The sequence below is a fragment of the Rhizobium sp. Leaf384 genome, assembly GCF_001424065.1.
Lineage (GTDB): Bacteria > Pseudomonadota > Alphaproteobacteria > Rhizobiales > Rhizobiaceae > Ferranicluibacter.
Map to the genome: position 1 here is coordinate 1,068,425 of NZ_LMQE01000005.1, position 25,215 is coordinate 1,093,639.

Annotated in this window: 24 protein-coding genes and 2 riboswitches; of the genes, 15 read left to right on the forward strand and 9 right to left on the reverse strand. The window is 63.4% G+C overall.

The annotated features are described in order from the left end of the window. Both ASG25_RS13285 and ASG25_RS13290 read right to left on the reverse strand, forming a co-directional pair. Positions 1-1,584 carry an amino acid permease gene (locus tag ASG25_RS13285; protein ID WP_062474227.1) on the reverse strand — a complete coding sequence of 528 codons (1,584 nt, stop codon included), beginning with the start codon at positions 1,582-1,584 and terminating at the stop codon, positions 1-3. Positions 1,585-1,797: 213 nt separating this feature from the next. After that, on the reverse strand, positions 1,798-2,565 hold the full coding sequence (locus tag ASG25_RS13290; RefSeq protein ID WP_062474229.1) for an N-formylglutamate amidohydrolase: 768 nt from the start codon (positions 2,563-2,565) through the stop codon (positions 1,798-1,800). A gap of 184 nt (positions 2,566-2,749) precedes the next feature. On the opposite strand from ASG25_RS13290, the gene ASG25_RS13295 reads away from it, so the two are divergent. The 10 genes from ASG25_RS13295 to ASG25_RS13340 all read left to right on the forward strand — a co-directional run bounded on the left by ASG25_RS13295 (position 2,750) and on the right by ASG25_RS13340 (position 13,973). Next, entirely contained in the window at positions 2,750-3,643 is an 894-nt protein-coding gene (locus ASG25_RS13295) for a MurR/RpiR family transcriptional regulator (protein ID WP_244479396.1), read from the forward strand. Between the two features lie 193 nt (positions 3,644-3,836). Then, a complete protein-coding gene (locus tag ASG25_RS13300) occupies positions 3,837-4,940 on the forward strand; it encodes an ABC transporter substrate-binding protein (RefSeq protein ID WP_062474231.1) in 1,104 nt (367 codons plus the stop codon). 86 nt (positions 4,941-5,026) lie between these two features. Further along, positions 5,027-5,920: an ABC transporter permease subunit gene (locus ASG25_RS13305; protein WP_062474233.1), complete on the forward strand. Its 894-nt coding sequence runs from the start codon at positions 5,027-5,029 to the stop codon at positions 5,918-5,920. Further along, positions 5,917-6,705 (forward strand): ABC transporter permease, encoded by a 789-nt coding sequence (locus ASG25_RS13310; protein ID WP_062474235.1) that lies wholly within the window; start codon positions 5,917-5,919, stop codon positions 6,703-6,705. Before ASG25_RS13305 ends, ASG25_RS13310 begins: the two co-directional genes overlap by 4 nt. 14 nt (positions 6,706-6,719) lie before the next feature. Next, positions 6,720-7,781 carry an ABC transporter ATP-binding protein gene (locus ASG25_RS13315; RefSeq protein ID WP_062474237.1) on the forward strand — a complete coding sequence of 354 codons (1,062 nt, stop codon included), beginning with the start codon at positions 6,720-6,722 and terminating at the stop codon, positions 7,779-7,781. Between the two features lie 71 nt (positions 7,782-7,852). Beyond that, a riboswitch (FMN riboswitch) is annotated at positions 7,853-8,018 on the forward strand. A gap of 89 nt (positions 8,019-8,107) precedes the next feature. Further along, complete coding sequence (locus tag ASG25_RS13320; RefSeq protein ID WP_062474240.1) at positions 8,108-8,593, forward strand: 6,7-dimethyl-8-ribityllumazine synthase; 486 nt, start codon at positions 8,108-8,110, stop codon at positions 8,591-8,593. A gap of 381 nt (positions 8,594-8,974) precedes the next feature. Beyond that, positions 8,975-9,706: a peptide-methionine (S)-S-oxide reductase MsrA gene (gene msrA / locus ASG25_RS13325; RefSeq protein WP_062474242.1), complete on the forward strand. Its 732-nt coding sequence runs from the start codon at positions 8,975-8,977 to the stop codon at positions 9,704-9,706. A 173-nt stretch (positions 9,707-9,879) separates the two neighbouring features. Then, positions 9,880-12,057 (forward strand): TonB-dependent siderophore receptor, encoded by a 2,178-nt coding sequence (locus tag ASG25_RS13330; protein ID WP_062474244.1) that lies wholly within the window; start codon positions 9,880-9,882, stop codon positions 12,055-12,057. Positions 12,058-12,063: 6 nt separating this feature from the next. Beyond that, a complete protein-coding gene (gene fhuF, locus ASG25_RS13335) occupies positions 12,064-12,843 on the forward strand; it encodes a siderophore-iron reductase FhuF (RefSeq protein ID WP_062474246.1) in 780 nt (259 codons plus the stop codon). A gap of 44 nt (positions 12,844-12,887) precedes the next feature. Next, entirely contained in the window at positions 12,888-13,973 is a 1,086-nt protein-coding gene (locus tag ASG25_RS13340) for an ABC transporter substrate-binding protein (protein WP_062474628.1), read from the forward strand. Between the two features lie 74 nt (positions 13,974-14,047). Here ASG25_RS13340 and ASG25_RS13345 read toward each other — a convergent pair whose 3' ends face one another. Continuing rightward, positions 14,048-14,551: a DUF892 family protein gene (locus tag ASG25_RS13345; RefSeq protein ID WP_062474248.1), complete on the reverse strand. Its 504-nt coding sequence runs from the start codon at positions 14,549-14,551 to the stop codon at positions 14,048-14,050. A gap of 169 nt (positions 14,552-14,720) precedes the next feature. On the opposite strand from ASG25_RS13345, the gene ASG25_RS13350 reads away from it, so the two are divergent. The 4 genes from ASG25_RS13350 to ASG25_RS13365 all read left to right on the forward strand — a co-directional run bounded on the left by ASG25_RS13350 (position 14,721) and on the right by ASG25_RS13365 (position 17,373). After that, on the forward strand, positions 14,721-15,254 hold the full coding sequence (locus ASG25_RS13350; protein WP_062474250.1) for a hypothetical protein: 534 nt from the start codon (positions 14,721-14,723) through the stop codon (positions 15,252-15,254). A 97-nt stretch (positions 15,255-15,351) separates the two neighbouring features. Next, complete coding sequence (locus ASG25_RS13355) at positions 15,352-15,861, forward strand: SRPBCC family protein (RefSeq protein ID WP_062474252.1); 510 nt, start codon at positions 15,352-15,354, stop codon at positions 15,859-15,861. Between the two features lie 20 nt (positions 15,862-15,881). Next, positions 15,882-16,145: riboswitch (cobalamin riboswitch) on the forward strand. Between the two features lie 48 nt (positions 16,146-16,193). After that, positions 16,194-16,370 (forward strand): CbtB-domain containing protein, encoded by a 177-nt coding sequence (locus ASG25_RS13360; protein WP_062474630.1) that lies wholly within the window; start codon positions 16,194-16,196, stop codon positions 16,368-16,370. A 244-nt stretch (positions 16,371-16,614) separates the two neighbouring features. Continuing rightward, the gene (locus ASG25_RS13365; RefSeq protein WP_062474253.1) at positions 16,615-17,373 is read left to right on the forward strand and encodes a CbtA family protein; all 759 of its coding nucleotides are present in this window, start codon (positions 16,615-16,617) and stop codon (positions 17,371-17,373) included. Positions 17,374-17,409: 36 nt separating this feature from the next. Here ASG25_RS13365 and ASG25_RS13370 read toward each other — a convergent pair whose 3' ends face one another. Further along, entirely contained in the window at positions 17,410-18,699 is a 1,290-nt protein-coding gene (locus ASG25_RS13370) for a glucoamylase family protein (protein ID WP_062474256.1), read from the reverse strand. 160 nt (positions 18,700-18,859) lie between these two features. Between ASG25_RS13370 and ASG25_RS13375 the strand changes: the two genes are divergently transcribed. Further along, complete coding sequence (locus ASG25_RS13375) at positions 18,860-19,678, forward strand: DUF1194 domain-containing protein (RefSeq protein ID WP_156379661.1); 819 nt, start codon at positions 18,860-18,862, stop codon at positions 19,676-19,678. A gap of 21 nt (positions 19,679-19,699) precedes the next feature. On the opposite strand, the gene ASG25_RS13380 is transcribed toward ASG25_RS13375, so the two are convergent. From ASG25_RS13380 to ASG25_RS13400, 5 genes are all read right to left on the reverse strand, one after another. Next, the gene (locus ASG25_RS13380; protein ID WP_062474257.1) at positions 19,700-21,001 is read right to left on the reverse strand and encodes an FAD-dependent oxidoreductase; all 1,302 of its coding nucleotides are present in this window, start codon (positions 20,999-21,001) and stop codon (positions 19,700-19,702) included. Between the two features lie 196 nt (positions 21,002-21,197). Beyond that, positions 21,198-21,938 carry an aspartate/glutamate racemase family protein gene (locus tag ASG25_RS13385; RefSeq protein ID WP_062474259.1) on the reverse strand — a complete coding sequence of 247 codons (741 nt, stop codon included), beginning with the start codon at positions 21,936-21,938 and terminating at the stop codon, positions 21,198-21,200. An 8-nt stretch (positions 21,939-21,946) separates the two neighbouring features. Continuing rightward, positions 21,947-22,768 carry an ABC transporter permease gene (locus ASG25_RS13390; RefSeq protein ID WP_062474261.1) on the reverse strand — a complete coding sequence of 274 codons (822 nt, stop codon included), beginning with the start codon at positions 22,766-22,768 and terminating at the stop codon, positions 21,947-21,949. A 1-nt stretch (position 22,769) separates the two neighbouring features. Continuing rightward, positions 22,770-23,690, reverse strand: a complete 921-nt coding sequence (locus tag ASG25_RS13395) for an ABC transporter permease (RefSeq protein ID WP_062474263.1) — start codon at positions 23,688-23,690, stop codon at positions 22,770-22,772. 210 nt (positions 23,691-23,900) lie between these two features. After that, on the reverse strand, positions 23,901-25,196 hold the full coding sequence (locus ASG25_RS13400; protein WP_062474266.1) for a PotD/PotF family extracellular solute-binding protein: 1,296 nt from the start codon (positions 25,194-25,196) through the stop codon (positions 23,901-23,903). Between the last annotated feature and the right edge of the window lie 19 nt (positions 25,197-25,215).

Here is a 25,215-nt window from a genome sequence, read left to right on the forward strand (position 1 = left end):
CTACGCTTGGCCGACGGCCTTTTCGGCTGCCGCGATCTCGGCCGCGCGACGCTTGACCTCCTCGCCGATCGGCGGACCACGGAAGCGGCGCTTTTCGAAGCCGAACCAGATCACGCCGGTCAAAAGGAGGAAGCCGACCGTGACATAGAGCGCCGCGGTGTTCGGCGGCTGAACGCCGAGGACGAAGATCAGAATCATGGCCAGCACGGTCAGGCCCGCAAAGAGCTTGAACACGCCTTCGCCGAGGTTCCATGGTCCCTGTGCGGGCCACTTGGACGTCCCCCAGGCAAACAGACCGAGTGTGATCGGAATGGCGAAGGAGAAGAAGAGGAAGATGACCGTGCAGGAAACGACGATCGTGTAGACCGGCGTCTCGCCGATGGTGATCAGCGAGGAACCCCAGACGAACAGCACTGAGAGGATCGACCCGGTCCAGATGGCCGAAACCGGCGTCCGGAATTTCGGGCTGACCTTGGCGAGGGCCTTCGAGGCCGGCAAGCCGCCGTCCCGCGAAAAGGCGAAGATCATGCGCGAGACGGAGGTGACCGTCGCGAGGCCGCAAAGCCATTGGCAGAGCAGGATCGCGAGATAGAGCACATCCTTCACGATGGGGTTCATCTGGGTATCCATCGACCAGAAGAACACGTTCCAGCCCTGCGCCGCGGCGGCCGTCATGCCGTCGACGACGGTGCCGTCGGCAAGCGGCGCCTGTGCCGGGATCATCAGCACGAAGGAGCACAGCATGATGTAGCCGAAGAGGGCCGACCAGAGCACCGAGGAGATCATGCCGCGTGGCACCGATGTCGCCGCCTTGACCGTTTCCTCGGACGTGTGGGCCGACGCGTCGTAGCCGGTGATCGTGTAGATCGGCAGCAGCAGGCCGAGCAGGAAGACCCAGGCGGAGGACGTCTCCGGCCAGACATCGCCGCCGGCCGCGCCCGAGAAGTTGGAGAAGGTGAAGAGACGGGCGATGTCGTAGCTGTCGGCGGAAATCAGGCAGGCCAGCGACAGCAGGATGGCGGTGACGAAGATCAGGTAGCCGGAGAAATCCGTGAGCTTCGCCGTTGCGCCGATGCCCATGTGGTTGATCAGCGCCTGCAGGCCGGTGATGACCACCAGGAACAGCATCTGGATGGTGATGCCATTCTCCAGCCCGAAATACGGGGTGCCGAACGTGCCCATGAAGAAATAGTAGGTGCCGACATTGATGGCGCCGAGCACGGTGACGAGCCCGAGCAGGTTGAACCAGGCGGTCAGCCAGCCCGTGAAGCGGTTGCCGAGGATCGACCCCCAGTGGTAGAGCCCGCCGGCCGTCGGGTAGGCCGACGAAATCTGCGCCATGGCGACGGCGAAGACGAAGGAGACGAAGCAGCCGATCGGCCAGCCGATACCGATCGCGGCACCGCCTGCCCCGGCGGTCGCCTGCGCCAGCGAATTGATGCCGCCGGAAAGAATGCAGATGATCGAAAAGGACACGGCGAAATTGGAAAACGAACTCATCCGCCGCTCGAGTTCTTGCGCGTACCCCATGGAATGCAGGACCTGAAGGTCCGCGTGCTTGTCGACGTCGCTATAGTCGGACATGATTTTCCCCTCTGAACGCTCGGCGCCGGGCGGTATTGCCGGATGCCGGTGCAGCGGCGCGCGACCCTCATGGCGCACGGACGCTGCAACGCTTGATCGTGCTGCGTGTGCCCCGCTTTTCAGGTTCTTTCCGAGGTCTTCACGCAGTCGTGCCAGTGCTCCCGCCAACCGGGCGGGAACGGTTTCCGCGGACAAGCCGCTCCCCGGGTCTTTTTAAATTTCGAGACTCGCCAGGGCTCTGCCCAGATGAGTCCCGATATAGCCGGCCAGGACCCTCTGACCGTCTTTGGTTGCGATGAGATCGTTGCGGATCTCGATCATCACGTTGAGCAGGCCATTGTGGACGCCGTGCTCGATCAAGGTATGCGTCACGCCGTCCTGCGGCCCGTAGGGCTCGTTGCGACGGGTAACGAAGGCGTCGTCTCCGGCGGCATCGCTCAGAAACGCATCGGCGAGCCGACGGTCGCTATCATGCAGGATGCCCACCTCGACCTCCCGCGGCCGCCCGTGCCAGACGGGCGTGAAGGAGTGCAGCGTGACGATAACGGGCGGCCGACCATTTGCAACCCGTGCAGCGATGAGATCGGACAGGCTCGTGCGGAACGGGCTGTAGATCTCCTGCGTGCGCACCAGACGCTCGGCGTCCGACAGCGCGGCATTGCCCGGAATATCGAAGATCTCGCTGAGGCGAGGCATCGCGCTCGGCGAGTCCGGCGGGCGGTTGCAATCGTAGACAAGCCGGGAAAAGCGCTGGTAGAAAAGCGTTGCATCGAGCGCGTGCGTCAGCAGCCGGCAAACGGCCAGGGCGCCCGGGTCCCAGGCGATATGGCTCTCGAGCGCTTCCGCCGAAAGCCCGAGCGTGCCCAGCCGCTCCGGGAGACGCCGCGAGGCATGCTCACAGACGAGAAGGATGCGGGAACCAGCCTCCGCATTCTCCAGCGCCACCGGCGCACCATCCTCGACGGTCAAAAGCGCACCCACACCCGGCTCCGTCCTTCGCCCGCCGTCATGACGGGTCCCACTGACTGAAGAGAATTCTTCACAATTCCGTGTCTGTCAATTGCAAACTGAAACGATCTCTTCACACACCCCATTGACTCCGATTGTGACAGCGATGTTTACTCTGTCACACAAGGCTGGCGAAGATCGGCCTCAGGGGAAAATCGTGATCAGCACCGAAACACACAAGACGGTGTCGGACGTGATCGCCGCGAACTTCACCGCATTGACGCGGGCGGAGAAGCAACTGGCGGAAACGTTGCTCGACAACTATCCCGTTTCCGGGCTCGGCAGCATCACGACCGTGGCCGAGAACGCGGGCGTCTCGACGCCCACCGTTGCGCGCATGGTACAGAAACTCGGTTTTCGCGGCTTTCCCGACTTTCAGGCCCGGCTGCACCAGGAGCTGGAAGCGACGATCTCCAACCCGATCAGCAAGCATGATCGGTGGGCGACGAATGCACCCGGCACGCACATTCTCAACCGTTTCGCCGACGCCACCATCAACAATCTGCGCGCCACGCTTGCGCAGATGGAAACGCAGGATTTCGACGGCGCCGCCGCGCTCGTCGCAGACCCGAAGCGGCGCGTCTACCTGATCGGCGGGCGGATCACGCGGACGCTGGCCGACTACGTCTTCACGCATCTGCAGGTGATCCGCGCCGGCATCACCCTGATCGCGTCCGGCTCCAGCCCCTGGCCCCACTACGTGCTCGACATGAAGAAAGGCGACGTTCTCGTCGTGTTCGACATCCGGCGCTACGAGCAGGAACTGGAGACGATGGCAAAGGCTGCTCGCGCCCGCGGCGCAGAGATCATCCTGTTTACGGATCAGTGGTCTTCCCCTGTCGCCAAGTCCGCGGCCAAGGTCTTTCGCGTTCACATCGAGGCGCCGTCGGCCTGGGACAGCTCCGTCGTTACCCTCTTCACCGTCGAGGCGCTGATCGAAGCCGTCCAGAACTCGATCTGGGAGGAAACCCGGGACCGGATGAAGGCGCTGGAGACGTTGTTCGACGCCACACCGTTGTTTCGAAAGCCTTTTCAGGAGAAAAAGGGGTGAAATCGGATACCCGGCAACGCCAACCCTGAAGACAGGGGTTTAGCCGGGAAACAAAGCCTGAAACCGTCCACCGCGACTGTCATAGAAGCTTCATGACGCCGCTCTATCAGCTTGACCCACCGGGTCGGAAACCCCGGCCTAACAAACCACCCGCCTAACAAACCCGCCGCCTAACAAACCCAAGGAGACTTTCGTGCTGTCAAAGACCCACCGCCTTCTGTCGCTGACATCGGCGATGCTTGTCGCCTCCACCGCCCTTGCCGCCGCTGCGCCGAGCGAGGAGCTGATCGCTGCCGCCAAGAAGGAAGGCACGCTGACAACCATCGCGCTTCCGCACAACTGGTGCGGCTATGGCGACGTCATCGCCGGCTTCAAAGCCAAGTACGGCCTCGAGGTCAACGAACTGAACCCCGACGCCGGCTCAGGTGACGAGATCGAGGCGATCAAGGCCAACAAGGGCAATACGGGCCCGCAGGCGCCCGACGTGATCGACGTCGGCCTCTCCTTCGGCCCGTCGGCCAAGGCCGAAGGCCTGATCCAGCCCTACAAGGTTTCGACCTGGGACTCGATCCCCGACAGCGCCAAGGATGCCGAAGGCTACTGGTACGGCGACTATTATGGCGTGCTTTCCTTCGTCGTGAACACCGACATCGTCAAGGACGTGCCGAAGGACTGGGCCGACCTGAAGAAGGCCGACTACGCCAACGGCGTTGCGCTCGCTGGCGACCCGCGCGCGTCCAACCAGGCCGTTCAGGCTGTCTACGCGGCGGGCCTTGCGGCCGGCGAAAAGGATGCGACGAAGGCCGGCACCGCTGGTCTCGCCTACTTCGGCGAACTGAACAAGGCCGGCAACCTCGTGCCCGTCATCGGCAAGTCGGCATCGCTTGCACAGGGCTCGACCCCGATCGTCATCGCCTGGGACTATAACGGTCTCTCCTGGCGCGACAGCCTCAACGGCAACCCGCCGGTCGAGGTCGTCGTTCCCACGAGCGGCGTCGTCGCCGGCGTCTACGTTCAGGCCATCTCCGCCTTCGCCCCGCATCCGAACGCCGCGAAGCTCTGGATGGAATACCTTTATTCCGACGAAGGTCAGCTTGGCTGGCTGAAGGGTTACTGCCACCCGATCCGCTTCAACGACCTGGCCAAGAACAACAAGATCCCGAAGGAAATGCTCGACAAGCTGCCGCCGGCCGCTGCCTATGAGAAGGCCGTGTTCCCGACGCTCGACGAGCAGGCGGCTGCCAAGGCCGAAATCACCGGCAAGTGGGACAGCGTCGTCGGCGCCAACGTCAAGTAAGCCGGATCGCGTCCAGCATCCGACAACCGCCTCTCCGCACACTGCGGGGAGGCTCGCCATACGACCTCCCGAACGAAAGCTCGCCGATGAGCACAATGACAACGCCGATCCCGAAATCGGTCCCCAGCATCAACAAGGACCGGATCATCGACTGGCTGGGCATCGCGCCCTTCATGCTCTTTGCCGTGTTGTTCCTGCTGGCGCCGACCTTCTATCTGGTCATCGGCGCCTTCTTCACGCCCGACGGGCAGTTGACGTTCAAGAACATCACCGACCTGTTCACACCGTCGATCCTGTCGGCCTACTGGATCTCGATCCGCATCTCGCTGGCTTCGGCTCTAGGCGGCGCGCTGATCGGCTTCTTCCTGGCCTGGGCGGTCGTGCTTGGCGGACTGCCGACCGCGGTGCGCTCGACCCTCCTCACCTTTTCCGGTGTCGCCTCGAATTTCGCAGGCGTTCCCCTCGCCTTCGCCTTTCTGGCCACCCTCGGCCGCACAGGGCTGGCAACCGTGCTTCTGCGTGACTGGTTCGGCTTCAATCTCTATTCCACCGGCTTCAATCTCCTCAGCTTCACCGGCCTGACGCTGACCTATATGTATTTCCAGATTCCGCTGATGGTCCTCATCCTGACGCCGGCGCTCGACGGCATGAAGAAGGAATGGCGCGAAGCCTCCGAGATCCTGGGCGCGACCAACCGGCAATACTGGACCATGGTTGCCCTGCCGATTCTCTGGCCGAGCCTGCTCGGCACGACGCTCCTCCTGTTTGCCAATGCCTTCGGCGCCATCGCCACCGCCTATGCGCTGACCGGCAGTTCGCTCAATATTGTGCCGATCCTGCTCTATGCGCAGATCCGCGGCGACGTTCTCCACAATCCGAACCTCGGCTATGCCATCGCGCTCGGCATGATCGTCATCACCGGCGTGTCCAACGTGCTCTACCTCATGCTGCGCATGCGCGCCGAGAGGTGGCAGAAATGAAAACGAACCGCATCGGCGCCTGGATCGCCATGGCCATCGGGGCGAGCTATTTCGTCATTCCCCTGATCGGCACGTTCGAATTCTCCTTGCGCATGCGCCGCGGCGAGTATTCTTTCGACGCCTATCGCTCTGTGTTCTCGGACATGCAGTTCCGCGAAACCTTCGGCTACTCCATGCTGATGGCGCTGCTGACGATCATCTTCGGCATGCTGCTCGTCGTTCCCACGGCGTACTGGGTGCGTCTGCGTCTGCCGCAGATGCGGCCGGTGGTGGAGTTCATCACGCTTCTGCCGCTGGTCATTCCCGCCATCGTCATCGTGTTCGGCTATCTGCGCATGTACAATTCGTCCTCCGTGCTGCCGCTCACCGGCTCGACGACAGGGACGAACGTGCTGCTGGTGTTCTCCTACATCACCCTGTCGCTGCCCTACATGTACCGCGCCGTCGATACGGCCATGCGGGCGATCGACGTTCGCACGCTGACGGAAGCAGCCCAGAGCCTCGGCGCCAGCTGGGGGACCATCCTGTTCCGCTGCATTTTCCCGAACGTCATGAGCGGCGTGCTCTCCGGGGCCTTCATCACGCTTGCCATCGTGATGGGCGAGTTCACCATGGCGGCGCTGCTGAACCGTCCGGCGTTTGGCCCATACCTGCAGCTCGTCGGCGCCAACAAGGCCTACGAACCGTCGGCGCTCGCCGTCATCGCCTTCTCCATCACATGGCTCTCCATGGGCCTCCTCAATCTCGTCTCGCGCTTTGGCAAGTCCGCCCCCGCCAAGGCATAAAGGTCAAAGGCTCCATGTCGTTTCTTACCCTGACCCATATCCGGAAATCCTTCGGCCAGACGCAGGTCGTGCACGACTTCGACATGGCGATCGAGAAAGGCGAATTCGTCTCGTTTCTCGGTCCGTCCGGATGCGGAAAGACCACGGTCCTGCGCATGATCGCAGGCTTCGAGACCCCCTCTTCCGGCACGATCATGATCAACGGCCGGAACCAGACCGAGCTGAAGCCGAACCAGCGCAATATCGGCATGGTGTTCCAGGCCTATGCGCTGTTTCCCAATATGACGGTCCGCGACAACGTTGCCTTCGGCCTCAAGGTCGCCGGCGCGCCGAAGCCCGAGATCGACGCGCGTGTGAAGGAGATGCTTGCGCTCATCCATCTCGAGCATCTCGCGGATCGCTATCCCTACCAGATGTCCGGCGGACAACAGCAGCGCGTGGCACTCGCGCGCGCCCTGGCGCCGAAGCCGCAGGTCCTGCTGCTCGATGAGCCTCTCTCGGCACTGGATGCGAAGATCCGTGTCTCGCTGCGCGAGGAGATCCGCATGATCCAGCAGAAGCTCGGCATCACCACCGTCTTCGTCACGCATGATCAGGAAGAGGCGCTGTCGATTTCCGATCGGATCGTCATCATGAATGCGGGACGCGCCGACCAGATCGGAACGCCGTTCGAGATCTACAACCGTCCCGCCACCCGCTTTGTCGCCTCTTTCGTCGGAACGTTGAACCTGATCGAGGCCACGGTGCTGGACCCTGCGGCAAACCGCATCGCCATCGGTGACCAGGGCATCACGCTGCGGGAACCGCTCGGCGCGGCAAAGGCCGGCGACACGGTTTCACTCGCACTGCGGCCGGAAGCCGGGTCCATCGCCGCGGACGCCAAGGGCGACACGGCGTTGACCGGCAGCGTGGTTGCCAGCAACTTCCTCGGCTCCGTCATCCGCACGCGGATGAAGATTGGCGAGAGCGTCATCTCGTTCGACACGTTCAACAACCCCGGCGTGAAGCCGCCTGCGATCGGCGAAACGGTAACCCTGCGCTTCACGGCAGGCGACCTCCTCATCGTCCGGGAATAGTTTTCTGCAAAAATGGCGCTTCGGGAAAAAAGTAGATTTGATCCCCTGCTGCAGATGCTTATAGTCATCAAGTACGTTCTCAGGGCGGGGCGAAACTCCCCACCGGCGGTAACAGGCGGAAATGCCTGGAGCCCGCGAGCGCTTCAGGTCTGCCGGCATATGCCGCACGGCATGAAGGTCAGCAGATCCGGTGTGATTCCGGGGCCGACGGTATAGTCCGGATGAAAGAGAGCAAACGGCAGGGCAGGCTCGTCATGGGCCTGGTCGCGGCCGCGTGTTCGCCCAAGGGATCCCGTCGAACGGCTAACCCTTGAAAGGCCACCTGCATGACCATCCTCTCCCACCCCACACAGAAAATCGCCGTCATCCGCGCGCGCTGGCATTCCGCCATCGTCGACCAGTGCGTCAACGCCTTCGTCTCCCGCTGGCAGGACCTTGGCGGCGACGCGGCCGATGTCGAGATCTTCGACGTTCCCGGCGCATTGGAAATCCCGCTTCACGCGCAGACCCTGGCAAGAACCGGCAGGTTCTCCGCCATTCTCGGCACCGCCTTCGTCGTCGATGGCGGCATCTACCGGCATGACTTCGTCGCCTCCACCGTGCTCGACGGCATGATGCGCGTTTCTCTCGATACGGGCGTACCGGTGCTCTCCGCGGTCCTGACCCCGCATCATTTCCAGGAGTCCGAGGCGCACATCCGCTTCTTCACCGATCATTTCGTGATCAAGGGCGGCGAAGCAGCCCATGCGGCACGCCAGATTCTCGCAGCGCGCGCCGAGATCGCTCTCTCGAAGGTCGAAGCGACAGCCTGACCGGCGGCCGCGTCCAGACGGCGTCGGCCCGCTTCGCCGGGTGACGCCATGGCGTTCGATGTCGCAATCGGCATCGAACGTCTCGCCGCGTGTCCGTGTCGGCGCTCGAGACGTGGCCCGAGACGTGATCGAAGCCTGCATCAGCGTCCCGCCGCAAGCGACTCTGAAGATACAGGAAATCCGCGTCGTTCACGCTCTGCACGAACGCCCTGATTCTGATCCTGAGGATCCTGGCGTATCCGGCACATCGCTTGCTCGCGAAACTACACGAAATCGCGATTTGACGCCGGCATCGGATCGGCCCACATTCCGGCCATACCCCCGCAACATCACGACGCGTCGCCAGCCGATCGAGCCCTTCGCGCCATCAGGGATTGCCGCATGTTGAAGACCTCTCGTTCCAATCTCCGTCGCAACCTCACCGGGGGCGTCCTCGGTGCGTTCGCGCTGACCGCTCTGATCATCGCCGTCACCGCCGTGCGCGCCGGCGCCGCCGAGGAAGCCGTCGTCATCCCACCCCCCAGCATCGATGTGAAGACCTCGGCCAAGACCGAAAAGGCCGTCTTTGCCGGCGGTTGCTTCTGGGGTGTGCAGGGCGTGTTCCAACACGTGAAGGGCGTCACCAACGCTGTGTCCGGCTATTCCGGCGGCGCGAAGGACACCGCGTCCTACGAAACCGTCAGCGGCGGCAAGACCGGCCACGCCGAAGCCGTCGAAGTGACCTTCGACCCGTCGCAGATCAGCTACGGCCAGCTTCTGCAGGTGTTCTTCTCCGTGGCCCACAATCCGACGCAGCTGAACTATCAGGGGCCGGATCACGGCACGCAGTACCGCTCGGCCATCTTCACGCTCAGCCCCGAGCAGAAGAAGGTCGCAAGCGCCTATGTCGCGCAGCTCGACACGGCGAAGGTGTTTCCGGACAAGGTCGTCACGGAGGTCGACGACCTCAAGGGCTTCTATACGGCGGAGGCCTACCACCAGGATTTCCTGACCCTGAACCCGGACTATCCCTACATCGTCTATAACGACCTGCCGAAAATCGAAAACTTGAAGACCGTTTTCCCGACGGTCTACCGCGATAAGCCGGCTTTGGTTTCGCAGGCCAAGGGCTGAGACTTTAAGGGCCGCCGCGGGCTTGATCGCCCGCGGCGGCCTTTGTGCGCCTGGGGACAGGCGTTGCCCATTTCCCACAGCCCGTAAACTTGATGAAGATTATCATGTTTACGGGCTGGCAGCGCGACAGAATCTTGATAGTGAAAGTCATCTTTCACCGAGAGACAGGTCGCATGCCAAGCCGCTTTCCCATCCGTACAGCCCTCGTTACCAGTTCGTCGATCCTGACGCTTGTTCTCTGCGACCTGCAGGGACCGGCTTTTGCGCAAGATGCGTCGACCGGACAGGCAACGGTGCTGGAAGAAATCGTCGTGACCGGGGGGAGCGGCGGCGTGATTACCGGCGATGGCTATGTCGGCACTGCAAGCGCAACGGGTGCAAAGACGGACACGCCGTTTCTCCAGACGCCCCAGTCGATTTCGTCGGTCACGCAGGCGCAGCTCGAGGATCGCAATCCGCAGTCGCTGCAGGAGTCCCTCGCCTACACGCCCGGGACCCGCGTCGGGGCCTTCGGCTTCGATCCGCGCTTCGACAGTTTCTCCGTGCGCGGCTTCGACGTCACCTATTCCGGAATCTTCCGCGACAACCTGCGCCAGCCGGGCGCCGGCTCCTCGCTGTTCAAGACGGAACCCTACGGCCTGGAAGCTGTCTCGATCCTGCGGGGGCCCTCCTCTGCGCTTTACGGAGCAACGGGCGCCGGCGGCCTCTACAACCTCATCACCAAGCGGCCGACGATCGAGCCGCTGCACGAGATCGAGCTGCAATACGGCACCAACCAGCGCTACCAGGGTCAATTCGATTTCTCCGGCCCGGTCAATGAGACGGATCCCGTCACCTACCGGATGACGGGTCTGCTGCGCGACGCCGATACCGAACAGGTGTCCGTGGCCGATGACCGAGCCTATATCGCCCCTGCCGTCACCTGGCAGCCGGACGAGGACACCAAGCTGACGATTCTCGGAGAGTATTCCCGTACACGGTCGGGTGGGACTGCTGCCTATTATAACGATCCCCTGACCGGTGAGGTCACGGACATTTTCGGCGGCAATCCGGCCTTCAACAGCTCTGTCCAGAAGCAGGCGCGGATCGGCTACGAATTCGAGCAGCGGATCAACGACGTCTTTGTCTTTCGGCAGAATGCCCGCCTGTCGACCCTCAACATCGATGCCGACTACGCCTTTGCCTATGCACCCAATGCGCTCGACCCCTCCCTGCTCGACAGCAGCGCCGGGACGTTCGACGAACGCCTGACGGCCGGTGTCATCGACAACCAGATCGAGGCGAAGTTTTCCACCGGCGCCTTCGATCATACGCTGCTCTTCGGCCTCGATTTCCAGAAGCTTCGCTACCGGTCGCTTGATGGTGCGGGCACGGCACCGCCGCTCGATACGGCCAATCCCAATGCAGGGCGCGACGTCGATCCCATTCCTTTTTCAACGCGCTCCGTCCAGGACCAATGGCAGATCGGCACCTATGTGCAGGACCAGATCCGCTATGACGCCTGGACGCTGACGCTCGGCGGTCGCTACGATTGGGTGGACACCGACACCGACGATACCGTGCTGGCCACAGGCGACACGACCACCACCGCGCAGCGCGACAAAGCCTTTTCCGGCCGCGTTGGCCTGACCTACGAGACCGAGTTCGGCCTCGCGCCCTATGCCAGCTATTCCACGGCCTTCTCGCCGAATGCGGGTATCAATCAGGAGACACGCAGGCCCTTCGATCCGACGGAAAGCCGGCAGCAGGAACTCGGCGTGAAATATCTGCTGCCCGACAGCAACACGCTTCTGACCGCCGCACTCTTCAACATCGATCAGGACAATGGCCTCTATTATGAGGTCGTAAACCTTCCGACGGGGCCCGAGAACATTCAGGTGCAGCGCGGCAAGCTTCGATCCCGGGGGCTGGAACTGGAGGCCACGACAAGCCTCGACAACGGTCTTTCCCTGACGGCATCCTACACGTACACGCATATGAAGATCGTCGAGGGACCCGAGGAGAGCCAGGGAAACTTCGTGTCGTCAGTGCCCATGCACATGGCGTCCGTCTGGGCGAACTACGATCTTCCCGAGGGCACCATCGCTCACGGCCTGGGCATCGGCGGCGGAGCCCGCTTTATCGGATCGAGCTTCGGCAACGACAGCAACACCGTGAAGAATGCGTCGCGGGTCCTCTTCGATGCCGCCGTGCACTACGACTTTGCCGCCATCGACAAAAAATACGAGGGCCTGAAACTGCAAGTGAACGCCACAAATCTGTTCGATCGGCGTGATGCCGTGTGCTCGGCGGGTTTCTGCTATCGCGACCAGGGGCGCACCGTGATCGGTTCGCTCAAGTACAGCTGGTAGCCGCAGATGGACATGCCCCCCTCCTCCACATCGACCGACGCGTTCCGCCCGCCGGAACTGAAGTCCATCTTCACCGGCGAACATGCCTGGTGCGGCGAAAAAATGATGCTGTCACGGGATCTGGCGGGCGCGCAGCCGCTTGCCGGGTTCTTCGCGTCGGCCGCATTTGCCGGCGCGCTCGACCGATATGCCCAGACGCACGGGGGCCATGACCGCCGGGCTGTCGTCTCCATGTGGTCGCTCTACTACTTCGCCGCCTTGACGATTCCCTTCATCGTGGCCCGCCGGGCGGACTACGTCCTGCCGATCGATCTCGACAGGATGACGATCGCGCTGGCAGACGATGGCCTTCCCCGCGCCTTCGGCCTGGAAACCGAAGGCGACTGGAGCGAGGGCAACCGGCAGGAGGGCGTCGACGGTTATGTCGTCCCGCTCGTCCACCAGCATCTCGCGGCCGTGGTGGCAGCCCTCAAGTCCGCAGCGGGCCTTGCGCCCAAACTCGCCTGGAACAACGCGGCCGTCTACATCGACTATGCCTTCAACACGACGGCACCGACGCGCGACAGCGACGGCTGGGCCGCACGGCAGCTGTTCGAGCAGCCTGCTCTGGCCGACGGGTCGGCAAATCCGTTCCGCGGCTGTCTGCGGCATGAGCCCGCCGGCGAGACCACGGTTTGCCGCCGCAAGGTGTGCTGCCTGCGCTACCTGCTCCCGGGCATTCCGAGCTGCGGCGCTCTCTGTGCCTTGCCGAGCCAGCGCGGCCCGGCCACGCAGCAGGGACATTGAGGTCGATGCTGCGCCGCCCGCTCTTTGCCGTTCTCGTCTGTTTCATGACGCTCGGCAGCATCGTGTCATCCGGCTCGGCGATGGCGACGACCTATCCGCTGACAGTGAAGGACTCTCTCGGACACATCGTGACGATCGGGAAAAAGCCGAAGGCGATCCTTTTGGGCAGCGGATTCAACCTCGTCGCCCTCTCCCTTCTTCACCCGGATCCCGTCAGCCTTCTTGCGGGCTGGTCTGGCGATATGAAGGCGGACAATCCGGACATCTACGCGGCCTTCGAGAAGCAGTTCCCCGATATCGCCAAGCTACCGATCATCGGGGATGGTACGGGAGACGGCCTGTCTCTCGAAACGATGCTTTCGCTGAAAGCGGATCTGGCGATCATGGCGAACTGGCAGGCCCATACCGAGCTTGGCAAGCGTGCGATCGACTATCTCGAAAGCACCGACGTTCCGGTCGTCATCGTCGATTTCAACAGCGACGCGCTGAAGAACACGCCGTCCGCCATGCGTCTCCTCGGCACGGTTCTCGATCGCGAAGCCCAGGCCGAAGCCTTTGCAACGTTCTACGAGACGCACCTGCAGCGCATCCGCGATCGCGTGGCGCAGACAACCGCACCCGGCCCGACGGTGCTCATGGATGCTTTTCCCAACCCGGAGACGTGCTGCTACGCCTACGGCACAGGGGGCCTGGGAGCGTTCATCGGCCTGACCGGCAGCCGGAACATCGCCGATGGCAATCTCCCGGCGCAGGGCGGTGTCATCAGCACGGAGTATCTGATCGCCGCCAATCCCGATGTCTACATCGCCACAGGGTCACCCGGCGGCACGTACAGCGCGTTCTCCATCGGGCCAGGCGTGACCAGCGACGATGCCCGCCAGACACTGACGCGGGTCGTCGCCTCACCCATACTGTCCAACCTCAAGGCTGTTCGCGACGGCCGGGTCCATGGCTTGTGGAACTTCTTCAACGCGGTCCCGCTCAATATACTGGCAGCCGAGGCCTTCGCCCGCTGGCTGCGGCCGGAGCTTTTCGCGGATCTGGATCCCGAAGCGACGCTTGCCGAAATCAACAGACGGTTCGCGGCCGTCCCCTTTGAAGGCGCCTATTGGATCAGCCTTCAGCGTTGAGGTTTCTTGAAGACATGAAAACGCCGGCGCGGAGAGCTCCGGCCGGCGTCATCAATGAACTGGAAAGACCAAGCTTAGGCGGCTTTCGCCTTGTCCATCGCCTTGGCATTGACGGCCTTCGACAGCGTCGTCAGGTCGGCGTCGGTCTTTTCTTCCTGCTTCAGCGTCTCGTCGAGCAGCTTCACCGCTTCGTCGAGACCCAGCAGACCGGCCCACGTCTTCAGCGTGCCGTAGCGGGCCATTTCATAGTGCTCGACGGCCTGCGCCGTGGCGAGCAACCCTGCGTCGACGGCGGGCGATCCCTTGAATTCCTCAAGAACCTCTTCGCCTTCCTCGATAATGCCTTCGATCGCGGCGCAGGTCTTGCCGGTCGCACGCTTGCCGAAGATCTCGAAGACCTGCTGCAGGCGTTCGATCTGACCTTCGGTTTCTTCCCGATGCTTCTCGAATGCAGCCTTCAGTTCGGGGCTCTGTGCGCCGCGGGCCATCTTCGGAAGTGTCTTCACGATCTTGCGTTCGGCATAGTAGACGTCCTTGAGCATGTCGTGGAACAGATCTTCGAGTGCTTTCGCTGCCATTGTTCTCTCCTTTGGATGGTCCGCGCGCGATGGATCCGCGCGCCGGTTCAAACGGTGTTCTTGCGCTGGGAGAACTAGACCACCCACCCTTTGTTCCCGCATCTATCCGGCCCCGCGCTTTGACCCCGACATGGGCGCCCCTATATGAACCCACATGGGGAGGCCGTTCATGGTGTGGATATTGCTTGCTGGCGCAAGCCTTCTGATTGTCGGCCTTGCCATTCGCAATCCGCGCTTTCGCCGGATTGCCGAGCCGGCGCTCTCCGTGCTCGTCGCCATCGGGCTGATCAGCGCTTTCGTTGTCTGGCGCATGGATGACAATGCTAGACCCCGCGACCCCGTATCGCCCGTCACGGCGGACCGCCCCGTCGACAGGATTGCGCCAACCGAAATCCGGCTGGAAAACCTGACATTCGAGAAGAGCACGCCGGCCAGCAGCTATGTCGTAACGGCCACGATCCACAACGACAGCGCGGCTTTCCTCGACTATTTTACCCTCGACGTGACGCTCGACGATTGCCCCGGCGGCGCGTGCCGTACGATCGGCCGCGACGACGCTCTGGTGATTGCCCGGATATCACCCGGCCATTCCGCCGCGCTCCGCACGACGCTCGTCTTCCCATCGCCGAAGACCGGCCCACCGGACGCGCCGCGCTGGACCGCGACGATCGTCAAGATCCAGTCCTCGCCCGCCGGTCCATGATGTCGGGGTCGGGGCAATGCCTCTCGCCAGGGTCTCGACAGTCACGCCGCAATGACGGAAACTCGGCAGGAAGACCCGCCGCTCCAGGATCCCGCGCATGACCCAAGCCACTGCCGCCGACGATCGCGACCTCGTCATCACCCGCCACATCGCCGCCACGCCGAACGCCCTGTTCCGGTGCTGGACGGAGCCTGCGCTGATCCAGCAGTGGTTCGTTCCGCCACCCTGGACCATTGCCGCGGCCGAGGTGGATCTGCGCGTCGGCGGCGGGAACCTCATCGTCATGCAGAGCCCCGAAGGCGAAGAAATGCCCAATCGGGGCGTCTACCTCGAGATCGTCCCCGATCGGAAGATCGTCTTCACCGATGCCTATATCGACGCGTGGACACCCTCCGAAAAACCCTTCATGACCGGCATCATCACCTTCGATCCCGCAGACGGGGGAACGCTCTACACCGCTCGCGTCCGCCATTGGACGAAGACAGATCGCGATGCCCATGAGCAGATGGGTTTTCACGAGGGTTGGGGCAAATGCGCCGACCAGCTGGCGGCCCTTGCGGCAACGCTCCCAGGGGACGACGGACGACGCGAGCAAACAGTCGATTGACAGGCGCCCTGCACCCGTCATAGTGACCCGCATCAAGAGGTTCTCCGGATGTCGAACCATTCGGGGAGTAAATGGGAACGTGACGGGTGGACCCAGTGCGGCACCTTCATCACGGCCGACCCCGCGACTGTAGAGCGGTCAGGGTCTTTCATACCGGGCATCCGGTAGAAGCCACTGTGGAGACGGGCACGCCCGGACCTGCGGGAAGGCGAGAAGGATCCGACGATGCCGGAAGGCATCAGACGCCGCGAGCCAGGAAACCTGCCGATTGATGTCGGGCATATCGCCCAAAGGAGTGGGACATGTCCCACGGTGCCATCACGGAGGTTGTCATGGCTGTTACCAACGCATCGGGCGTTTCGCTTTCCCTCAATGACCGCATGATCGCGGCTTTGCTGTCCCTGTTCATCGGGGCGTTTCTGGTGTTCGGAGCGGGCCTCGCCCATTCGTCGGCGCTGCACGACACCGCGCACGACGTCCGCCACTCGTTCGGTTTCCCCTGCCACTAGGCTTGGGATCTCCGACCGAACGCTGACCGTGGCCGAGGCAAACGGTCGGGCTGCGTCCGCCTGAGCGGACCGGCCGAGAAGACGCGCGTGCGATAGCCGGTGCGGCAAGGAAGACAGGCCCTGTCGGGATCGCCTTCGCGCGCCCGCTCGGCAGCACCGCATCGCCCGCGTGCCGGGGCCACGTATCGATCCGAATCACAACAGGACAAAGCAGGCCGCAAGGCGCTGCTTCAAAGGACTATCCATGATCGTCAGAACCCTGCTGGCCGCCATCTGCGCGGGCCTCATTGCCGGCATTTTCATGACAGCCGCACAGGAACTTCGGCTCACGCCCCTCATCTTGAAAGCCGAAACCTACGAGGCTGCACCCGGATCGGGCGCGACGCCCGCTCACGAGCATTCGTCGCGAGCAAGCGACACGTTTCTCCAGTCCCTCGCCGCCGCTCTTGACCCGATCCCGGCCGCCTACGCACATGACGGCGCGGAACACGAAGAAGGCGGCACCCTGTTCGGCATGAGCCGTTTCTCCGGCACGCTGATCGCCAACCTGGTGACGGGGGCCGGTTTCGGCCTCATCCTCGGCGGCCTCGGCATCGCCTTGGGCAGGCCACCGACCTTGCGCACCGGCCTTGCCTGGGGCGCATTGGGCTGGCTGTCGGTTCACCTGCTGCCGGCATTGGGTCTGCCGCCGGAGCTCCCGGGCTTCCCGGCAGGCGATCTCGCTGATCGCCAGACCTGGTGGCTCATGACGACGGTGCTCTCGGCGATCGGCCTCGGCATCATCGCGCTTCGCAAAGAGATCTGGGCCAAGGCGGCCGGATTGGGCCTTCTCGCCGTGCCTCATCTCTACGGCGCGCCCCAGCCCGGCGATCTTGCAAGTCCGGTACCCGCCGTTCTCGGTGCGGAGTTCGCGGTCGCCGCGCTCGCGACCACGCTCGCGTTCTGGCTTGTCCTTGGGACCGTTTCCGGCGCGATCAACGATCGCTTTGTCCCCAAGACCTGAGGCGGACGCAAGATGGCCCGGATCGATCGGTCCGGGCTAAAGCCAGCCGCCCGTAAAGCCCGCACGCTTCAACCCGCGCCGGATCGGCGCCGACTGTCGCAGCAGGTTCCAAAAGAACCCGGTTCGATGGTTCTCGATCATCATCAGGAGAAGTCCCTGGTCGAGACCGATGCGGCGCGTGTTCATCCAGCCCTCCGCCGTGCGGGCGGGGACGCTCGGATTGAAGCTGCCGATAAAACCGTCCTCATCGACGACACCGGGATAGGCACTGAGGATGTGCCGCGTTCCCGAAAGCGCTGCGCCTTCATCGAACGGCAGGCAGGCGAGCGGCGCCCAGGGGGCCAGCGTTCCGTCGTCCGGTCCGGACGGCGCACCCCGTGCGGCATAACCGGAAAAATGCTGCTGGCGACCATCGCGCAGACGCCGAGACCGTTCCGGACCGTCACAGGCCGTCAGGCCCCAGCAGTCCTTGCCGTAGCCGACGAACGCTTCGGGGTTGCGCGCCGCGTAGTCGCGCTGCACCTCGATCGCCAGGCGCGTGTTCTCGAAGTAGTCGCTGTCATGCTCGGTCATTGCCGCATCGCGGATGCCACGAAAATCGATCCAGGCATGCGAGAAGAGGTGAATGAACAGCGGCCCCGCATAGAGATACGGTTTGCCGAACGCCTCTTTCCAGTCGCACTGATTGCCGAAGCTCAGATAGCTCTTGGGCGGGATCGGGTAGGAGGGCGATGAGAGCGCCAGCGTGTAGAGGATGATCGCCTCGCTGTAGCCGTGCCACCGAAACGGAAGAAATCCGCTCCGCGGCTTCCAGCCAAGCGCAAGCGTATCCTGCTCGTCCAGTGCCCAGGCCCAGTTGGCGCGCGCATAGACCATGTCGGCAATATCGCGGATTTCCTTCTCGGCAGGCGTATTCTCGGAGAAATAGGCGCCCACCGTGATGACGCCCGCGATCAGCAGCGCGCTGTCGATCAGCGAGATCTCGCTCCGCCATGCCCGCTGTCCGGTCTTCATATCCAGGAAATGGTAGTAGAGCCCCTTGTAACCGGTCGCGAGCGTATCGCGGCTCTGCTCGCTGTCCCGCAGGAAGCGCAGGGTTTTCAGCGCCCGCATGGCAGCGTCTTCGCGCGACAACCAGTCCCGCTCCACCCCGACCGGCAGTGCAGACAGGCCGAAGCCCGTGGCCGCGATGCTGGCCGGCGAACCCTCCTGCGAACTGTCGGCCACCAGGCCCGTCACCGGATCGGTATACCGCATGAAATAGCGGAATGCGCCCAGTTGGAATCGGTCGATCAGACCGACGTCCGTCGTGTCCTTGAAAAGCATTTCAACTCCTCATACGCGGGCGCGCTTGGCGTGCCACACATCTCGTTCTCAAAATTAATGGTCTCACCAAGTGTTGACATCCTGCAGCCGCTTACCGGTCGCCGCCATCACCCGTTGTGTTAATGTTCGCTTCTACGGTGCGAAGCGGGGATTGGATGACATGATCTTGGCGGGAATTGCATTGCTGCTCGGCCTTTCCGGCGAGGCCCTTCGACCGGGCCCCGATCTGACCGGAGCGAGCCCCGTCTGGACGGCGGCCGAGCCTGCCGGCCGCGAGGTCGATGTCGAACTGGTTCTGGCTGTCGACATGTCCGGATCGATGGATCTCGAGGAGGCCCGCATCCAGCGCGCCGGCTATCTGGACGCCCTGCGTCACAGGGAATTCATCGATGCGGTCCGCGGTGGGCTGATCGGTCGGATCGCCATCAGCTATTTCGAGTGGGCCGGCAGCGTCAACGAGAGCTCACGCGTCGACTGGCGCGTGATTGCATCGGCAGCCGACGCCGCGGCCTTTGCGGACGACATCGCTGCAAAGCCCATCACCACGCGCCGGGGCACGTCCATTTCCAATGCGCTGACCTATGCGAGCGGCCTGATCGACACGAATGCCTTTTTAGGTCAGCGGCGCGTCATCGATGTCTCGGGTGACGGGCCCAACAATCTCGGGCCACCGGTCGTGCCCGCCCGGGATACCGCAGTGCGCAGCGGTGTCGTCGTCAACGGCCTTGCCATCATCATCCGCCCGACCGGCGTGGGCGTTCGGCTCGACCGGTATTACGGTGACTGCGTGATCGGCGGGCCCGGCTCGTTCGTTCTGCCGATCCACAATCCGGACGATTTCGGCGTCGCCATCCGGCAGAAGCTCGTGATGGAAGTAAGCGGACGGCAGCCATCCGTCCGCATCATCCCTGCCGCCAGTCCGGCCGCCATGGATTGCCTGATCGGCGAGAAGATGCGCCCCGGCTTCTTCGGCAAGTAGGCGCAAATCCTTCACGATGTTTCATCGCGGGAGGGCCATCGCGTCGTTATGAGCCGTACCGTCGGCCACAAGGCGATCCGCAAGTCTTGCGGCTGCGAGCCGTCCGGCGACGATCGCGCCCTCGATATAGGTGGGGAAGGACGGCGAAAGCTCGGAGCTCGCGAAGGTCACGCGGCCGACGCCTGCTTGCAGAAGCGCCTCGGCGTCATGGGCCTCGGGATCGACGATCACGTCGCTGTAACCACCGCCGCTCCATCGGTCATCCGTCCAGTCGTGCAGGATGAGTTCGAGCGGTTCCGGCGCTTGCGGGCCGAGCACGGCGGCCATGCGCTCCCGCACGGTCTGCACGATGAAGGCCTCGCCGCGGGCGCGCCAGTCCAGCGCCAGAGGTCCGCCGATGAACACCACGAAACCGGCATGGGTCTCGTCCTGGCTGACGTCGAACGCGTAAAGTCCGCTCACGTCGTCCCACGAGAGCCCGGAGGAAACCGCAGGCGGCCACGTGCGTCGGGGATAGCGCAGCAGGATCTTGATGACGGCCCCGCTCCGCCAGCCGCCGAGCGCATGTGCAAGCGGCGCCGGCAGCGGCGGGTGCTGGACGATCTCGCGCGCCCGGACGGGTGGGACGGCCACGAGCACATGCCGCGCGGTCACCTGCCGATCGTCCGTCGTCACGACGACATGATCCGCCTCGCGCCGAATGCTGGAGACCGGCGTCGCGAGAGAAAGGGAAGGCCCGAGGTCGTCAGCCATGCTGTCGGCCAAGGCCGCCGCGCTGTCCTTCAGGAAGTACTGGAGCTCCGATATCTCGGCCGTATTCCGGCGGTCGCTGTCGACGAGATACCAAAACGGGATTACCTCTGCCGGCAGGCACCAGAGCCCGTGCACCATGCTGAGAAACTGCCGTTTGGCCTCGTCCGTCGCCTCTTGTGCGTCGAGCCAGTCGGCAATCGAAAGACCGGCAAGAGCGGGGTCCGCGGGATCGGCAGACGACATCCGGGCAAAAAGCGTGTTCTCGTGTTCGGGGACACGCCGGGACGCCGTCGTTGACACGGTCTTTGCCGCGCCTCTCCAGCGGGTCTCGACCATCTCGAGGCGCGCTGCCCGCACGAGAGCCATCACCTCTGGCATGTCGTCGCAGAGGAATTGACCGCCGGCATCCCGCCGTACGCCATCCGACGTCATGAACGAACGAACGCGGCCACCGACCTCGGCACGGGCCTCGAGCACGATGACGGACACCCCACGATCGACCAGGGCCCGCGCGGCCGCCAAGCCGGTGAAGCCCGCCCCAACCACGACCACATCCGCATCCCGTCTCATGTCATCCTCTTCCCGCAAGCCCGGCCGGAGCACAGTGACCCGCGCCCTTCTGTCCGAAGGATATAGCAAGCGCTGACGGAAAGGACATGCGACCCTTCGACGTGCCGGTACGGACGTCAGGTCTCGGACGATGGCGCCCAGCCCACGACCTAGCCGCACTTTGACGCGCGCCAACCGGCTCCGATGACGACGGGATTCAGGACGTCGCGGTGGGCGCGAAGTCGCGCAATGCGCCGGAATAGGCCTTTGCCAAGGGCGAGGCATAGGAACCCCGCTTGCTGGTGGTCAGCCGCTGGGCGATCAGGGCCTCGGCCTGCTTGACCGCGGCGGACACACCATCGATCACCGGCACGCGATAGATGGTCTGCAGGTCGTGGGCAAGGTCCGCCATGCCGGCACAACCGAGCACGATCGCTTCCGCACCATCGTCCGCAAGTGCACGTTCGATCTGGTGGCGAAGCTTGTCGAGAGCGCCGGACCCTTCCTTTTCGAGGTCCAGGACAGGAATATCCGCGGCCCGAACCTTGGCACGCCCGCCGAAGCCATAATGGCGCGTCAGGTTTTCGAGAAGCACGCGGGACCGTTCGAGCGTGGTCACGACGGTGAACCGCTGCGCGAGAAAGCCGGCGGTGACGAGCGCGCTTTCGCAAAGCCCGAGCACGGGCATGGAGGCGAGCGAACGTGCGGCGTCGAGCCCCGTATCGTCGAAACAGGCGATGACGGCCGCCTCCGCGCCTGCCGCTTCGCCGTCCCGGATGGCCGCGAGCAGGCCAGGCAGCGCAAGCGCGCCGTCGTAATGCCCTTCGATCGAGGCCGGCCCCATCGCGGCCGTGGCCGCCATGATCGTCGTCCCCGGTGCGGCGACGAGGCGCGCCGCCTCCGCCGCCTTTTCGGTCATGGAAACCGTGGTGTTCGGATTGACGACAAGAATGCGCATACGGGACATCAGACCAGCTTGGCCTGCTTGCGACCGAGCATCAGGATGATGCCGAGCGCGAGCAGAATGACGGTGAAGGAAAACACGGTGGTGACCGTGCCGAGCGCGTACAGCACCGGCGTGGTGACATTGGTGGTCATGGCGTAGATTTCGAGCGGTAGGGTGTTGTAGGTGCCCGAGGTCATCAGCGTGCGCGCGAATTCGTCATAGGACAGCGTGAAGCCGAACAGCCCGACGCCGATCAGGCTCGGCGCAATCATCGGCAGCACGACATGGCGGAAGGTCTGCCACGAACTCGCCCCGAGATCGCGCGCCGCCTCCTCATAGGCCGGCGAGAACCGGTTGAAGACGGCGAACATGATGAGCACGCCGAAAGGCAGCGTCCACGTCAGGTGCGCCCCGAAGGCCGAGGAATACCAGGCGGGCTTGAGACCGAACTGCTGGAAGACCACGCCGATGCCAAGCGAGATGATGATGGAGGGGACGACGAGGCTGGCAACCGTCAGATAGAACAGGGTGGTCGCTCCGCGGAACGTGCGCCGGAAAGCGAGCCCCGCCAGCAGCGACACCAGAACGTTGACGACCATGACCATGATCCCGAGAAAGAACGACCGCCGGAACGACGCGCCGAAATTGCCGACCGCCTGCTGCTCGAACAGATTGTAGAACCAGCGCAAGGACACACCGTTCATCGGGAAGGTCAGACCGCCGTTCGGCCCCTGGAACGACAGGATCAGGACCGCTGACAGCGGGCCGTAGAGAAAGAGCACGAACAGCGCGAAGAAAACGGCGAGCACATAGAATTCAAAGGTGCGTTTCTCGTGGTTCATCTCACAGCTCCTTGCGGATATCGACGACGCGCAGGATCGCGGCCACCATCAGGAGGACGACGATGAGCAGAACGACGGCGTTCGCCGCTGCCGCCGGATATTGCAGCAGCGACATCTGGTTGCGCATCATGAGCGCCACCGACGCGCTCTGCCCGCCGGACATGACCTGCACGGTGGAGAAATCCGCCATGACGAGCGTGACCACGAAGATCGAGCCGATGGCGATGCCGGGCTTGGCGAGCGGAATGATGACGTTCCAGAGGATTTGCCAACCTGTGGCACCTGCATCCCGCGCCGCCTCGATCAGCGATTTGTCGATCCGCATCAAGGTGTTGAAGATCGGCGTCACCATGAACAGCGTGTTGAGATGCACCATGGCCAGGATCACGGCGAACTCGGAGTAAAGCAGCCACTCGATCGGCGCGGGAATGATGCCCATTTCGATCAGCGTCGAATTCACGAGGCCATTGCGTCCGAGCACGGGAATCCACGAGATCATGCGGATGATGTTGGAGGTGAGGAACGGCACGGTGCAGACAAGGAAAAGCACCATCTGCATCGTCGTCGTGCGGATGTGAAACGCCAGGAAATAGGCGACCCAGAAACCGATGAAGGTCGTGAGCGCCCAGACGACGACGGTATATTTCAAGGTATTGAGGTAGGTTTTCCAGGTGACCCAGGAGCCCAGCGTCTCCTCGTAGTTCATCGTCAGGAAATCCGGATAGAGACCTGCGAAATCATAGTCCCAGAAGCTGACGACGAGGATCATCAGGATCGGTAGCAGAAAGAAGAAGCCGAGGATGGCGATCAGCGGCGCAGACTGCAGATAGGAGACGGTGCGCGGCGGCAGACGAAAGCCTAAGGCCTTGCGCCCCTGCGCGTTCGTGGCCGGTGTCGGCTTGCTTGCAGCGATGGTCGCCATGGGTCCCGTGATCTCCGTTGTGTCCTCACGCTCAGCGGCGCGACAGGGCTCTCCCTCATGCGCCTGCCGGCACCCTCTCCCCGCCTGCGGGGAGAAGGAAGGTTGTGGCTGTCCGCCCGAGCCCATCGATAGGGAAAGCAGGGCAGGTCCTCCCTCCCGCAAGCGCCGACAGGGAGGGCGTGAAAGGCCGCCGTAGGTGCGGCCCCAGCATCAGGCCGCGATGAACTCGTTCCAGCGGCGAACCATGTAGCGGTCCTCGTCCATCACCGAGTTCCAGCAGGCGACCTTGCCCATGCGCTCTTCGAAGGAGCCGCCATCGCGCACGGCGCCGGCCTTCTCCATGATCTTGCCTTCCGGAGACATGATGTCGCCCTTGGCGGCCTTGCCTTCGATCCAGTAGCCCCACTCGTCCTCGGTCATGAACTTTTTGGCGGTGTCCATGGCGGCGGAGTAGTAGCCCTGGCGGTTGAGATAGCCGCCGACCCAGCCGGACGTGTACCAGTTGATATATTCATAGGCCGCGTCGAGCTGCGCGCCCTGCAGATGTGCCGCAAGACCGAGACCGCCGCCCCAGGAACGATAGCCTTCCTTCAATGGCTGGTACTTGCAGGCGATCCCCTTGGACCGGACGGCGGCCACGGCCGGCGACCACATGGACTGGATGACGACTTCGCCGGAGGCCATCAGGTTGACGGACTCGTCGAACGACTTCCAGAAGGCGCGGAACTGGCCGTCCTGCTTGGCCTTGATCAGGAACTCGATCGTGGCATCGATCTCCGCCTTGGTCATGTTGCCCTTGTCGGCATATTTGATGTTGCCGAGCGCTTCCATGATCATCGCGGCATCCATGATGCCGATCGAGGGAATGTTGAGGATGGAGGTCTTGCCTTTGAAGGCCGGGTCCATGATGTCGGCCCAGGACGTGATCTCGCGGCCGACGAGATCGGGGCGGATGCCGAGCGTGTCGGCATTGTATATGGTCGGCACCATCGTGAAGAGATCGGTTTCGGACTTCGCGAACGTCTTGTCGCCGACCTTTTCGACATAGCCGACCGTGTGCGGCGCCGTGCCCTGAGCGATGACGCTGTCCGGCGTCAGCTTGCCCGTCTTGAAGAGGGGCACAATCTGGTCGTAGTACTTCAGCTTGGAGATTTCCATCGGCTGGATGACACCGGCGGGGAAGACCTTCTTCAGGATCCAGTATTCGATGTCGGCGATATCGTAGCTGTCCGGCTGCGTCACGGCGCGCTGGGCGGCCGCATCCGAGTCGGTTGCCGTCATCTCGAGCGTGATGCCGAGGTCGGCTTTGCACTTCTCGGCAATGGCGTTGATGTTGGAAACGCCTGTGCCGAACTGGCGCAGCGTGATGGGGTTCTGCGCCCAGATGGTCGGGAAGCCGGTGATGGCGCCGGACCCTGCAATGGCGCCGATAGCCGCGGCCCCTGTCTTCATCAGCGAGCGGCGCGTGAGGCCGGTCGGCGTCTTCGTATCCTTGATCTCGGTCATGGTCGGTTCCCCTTTTCTT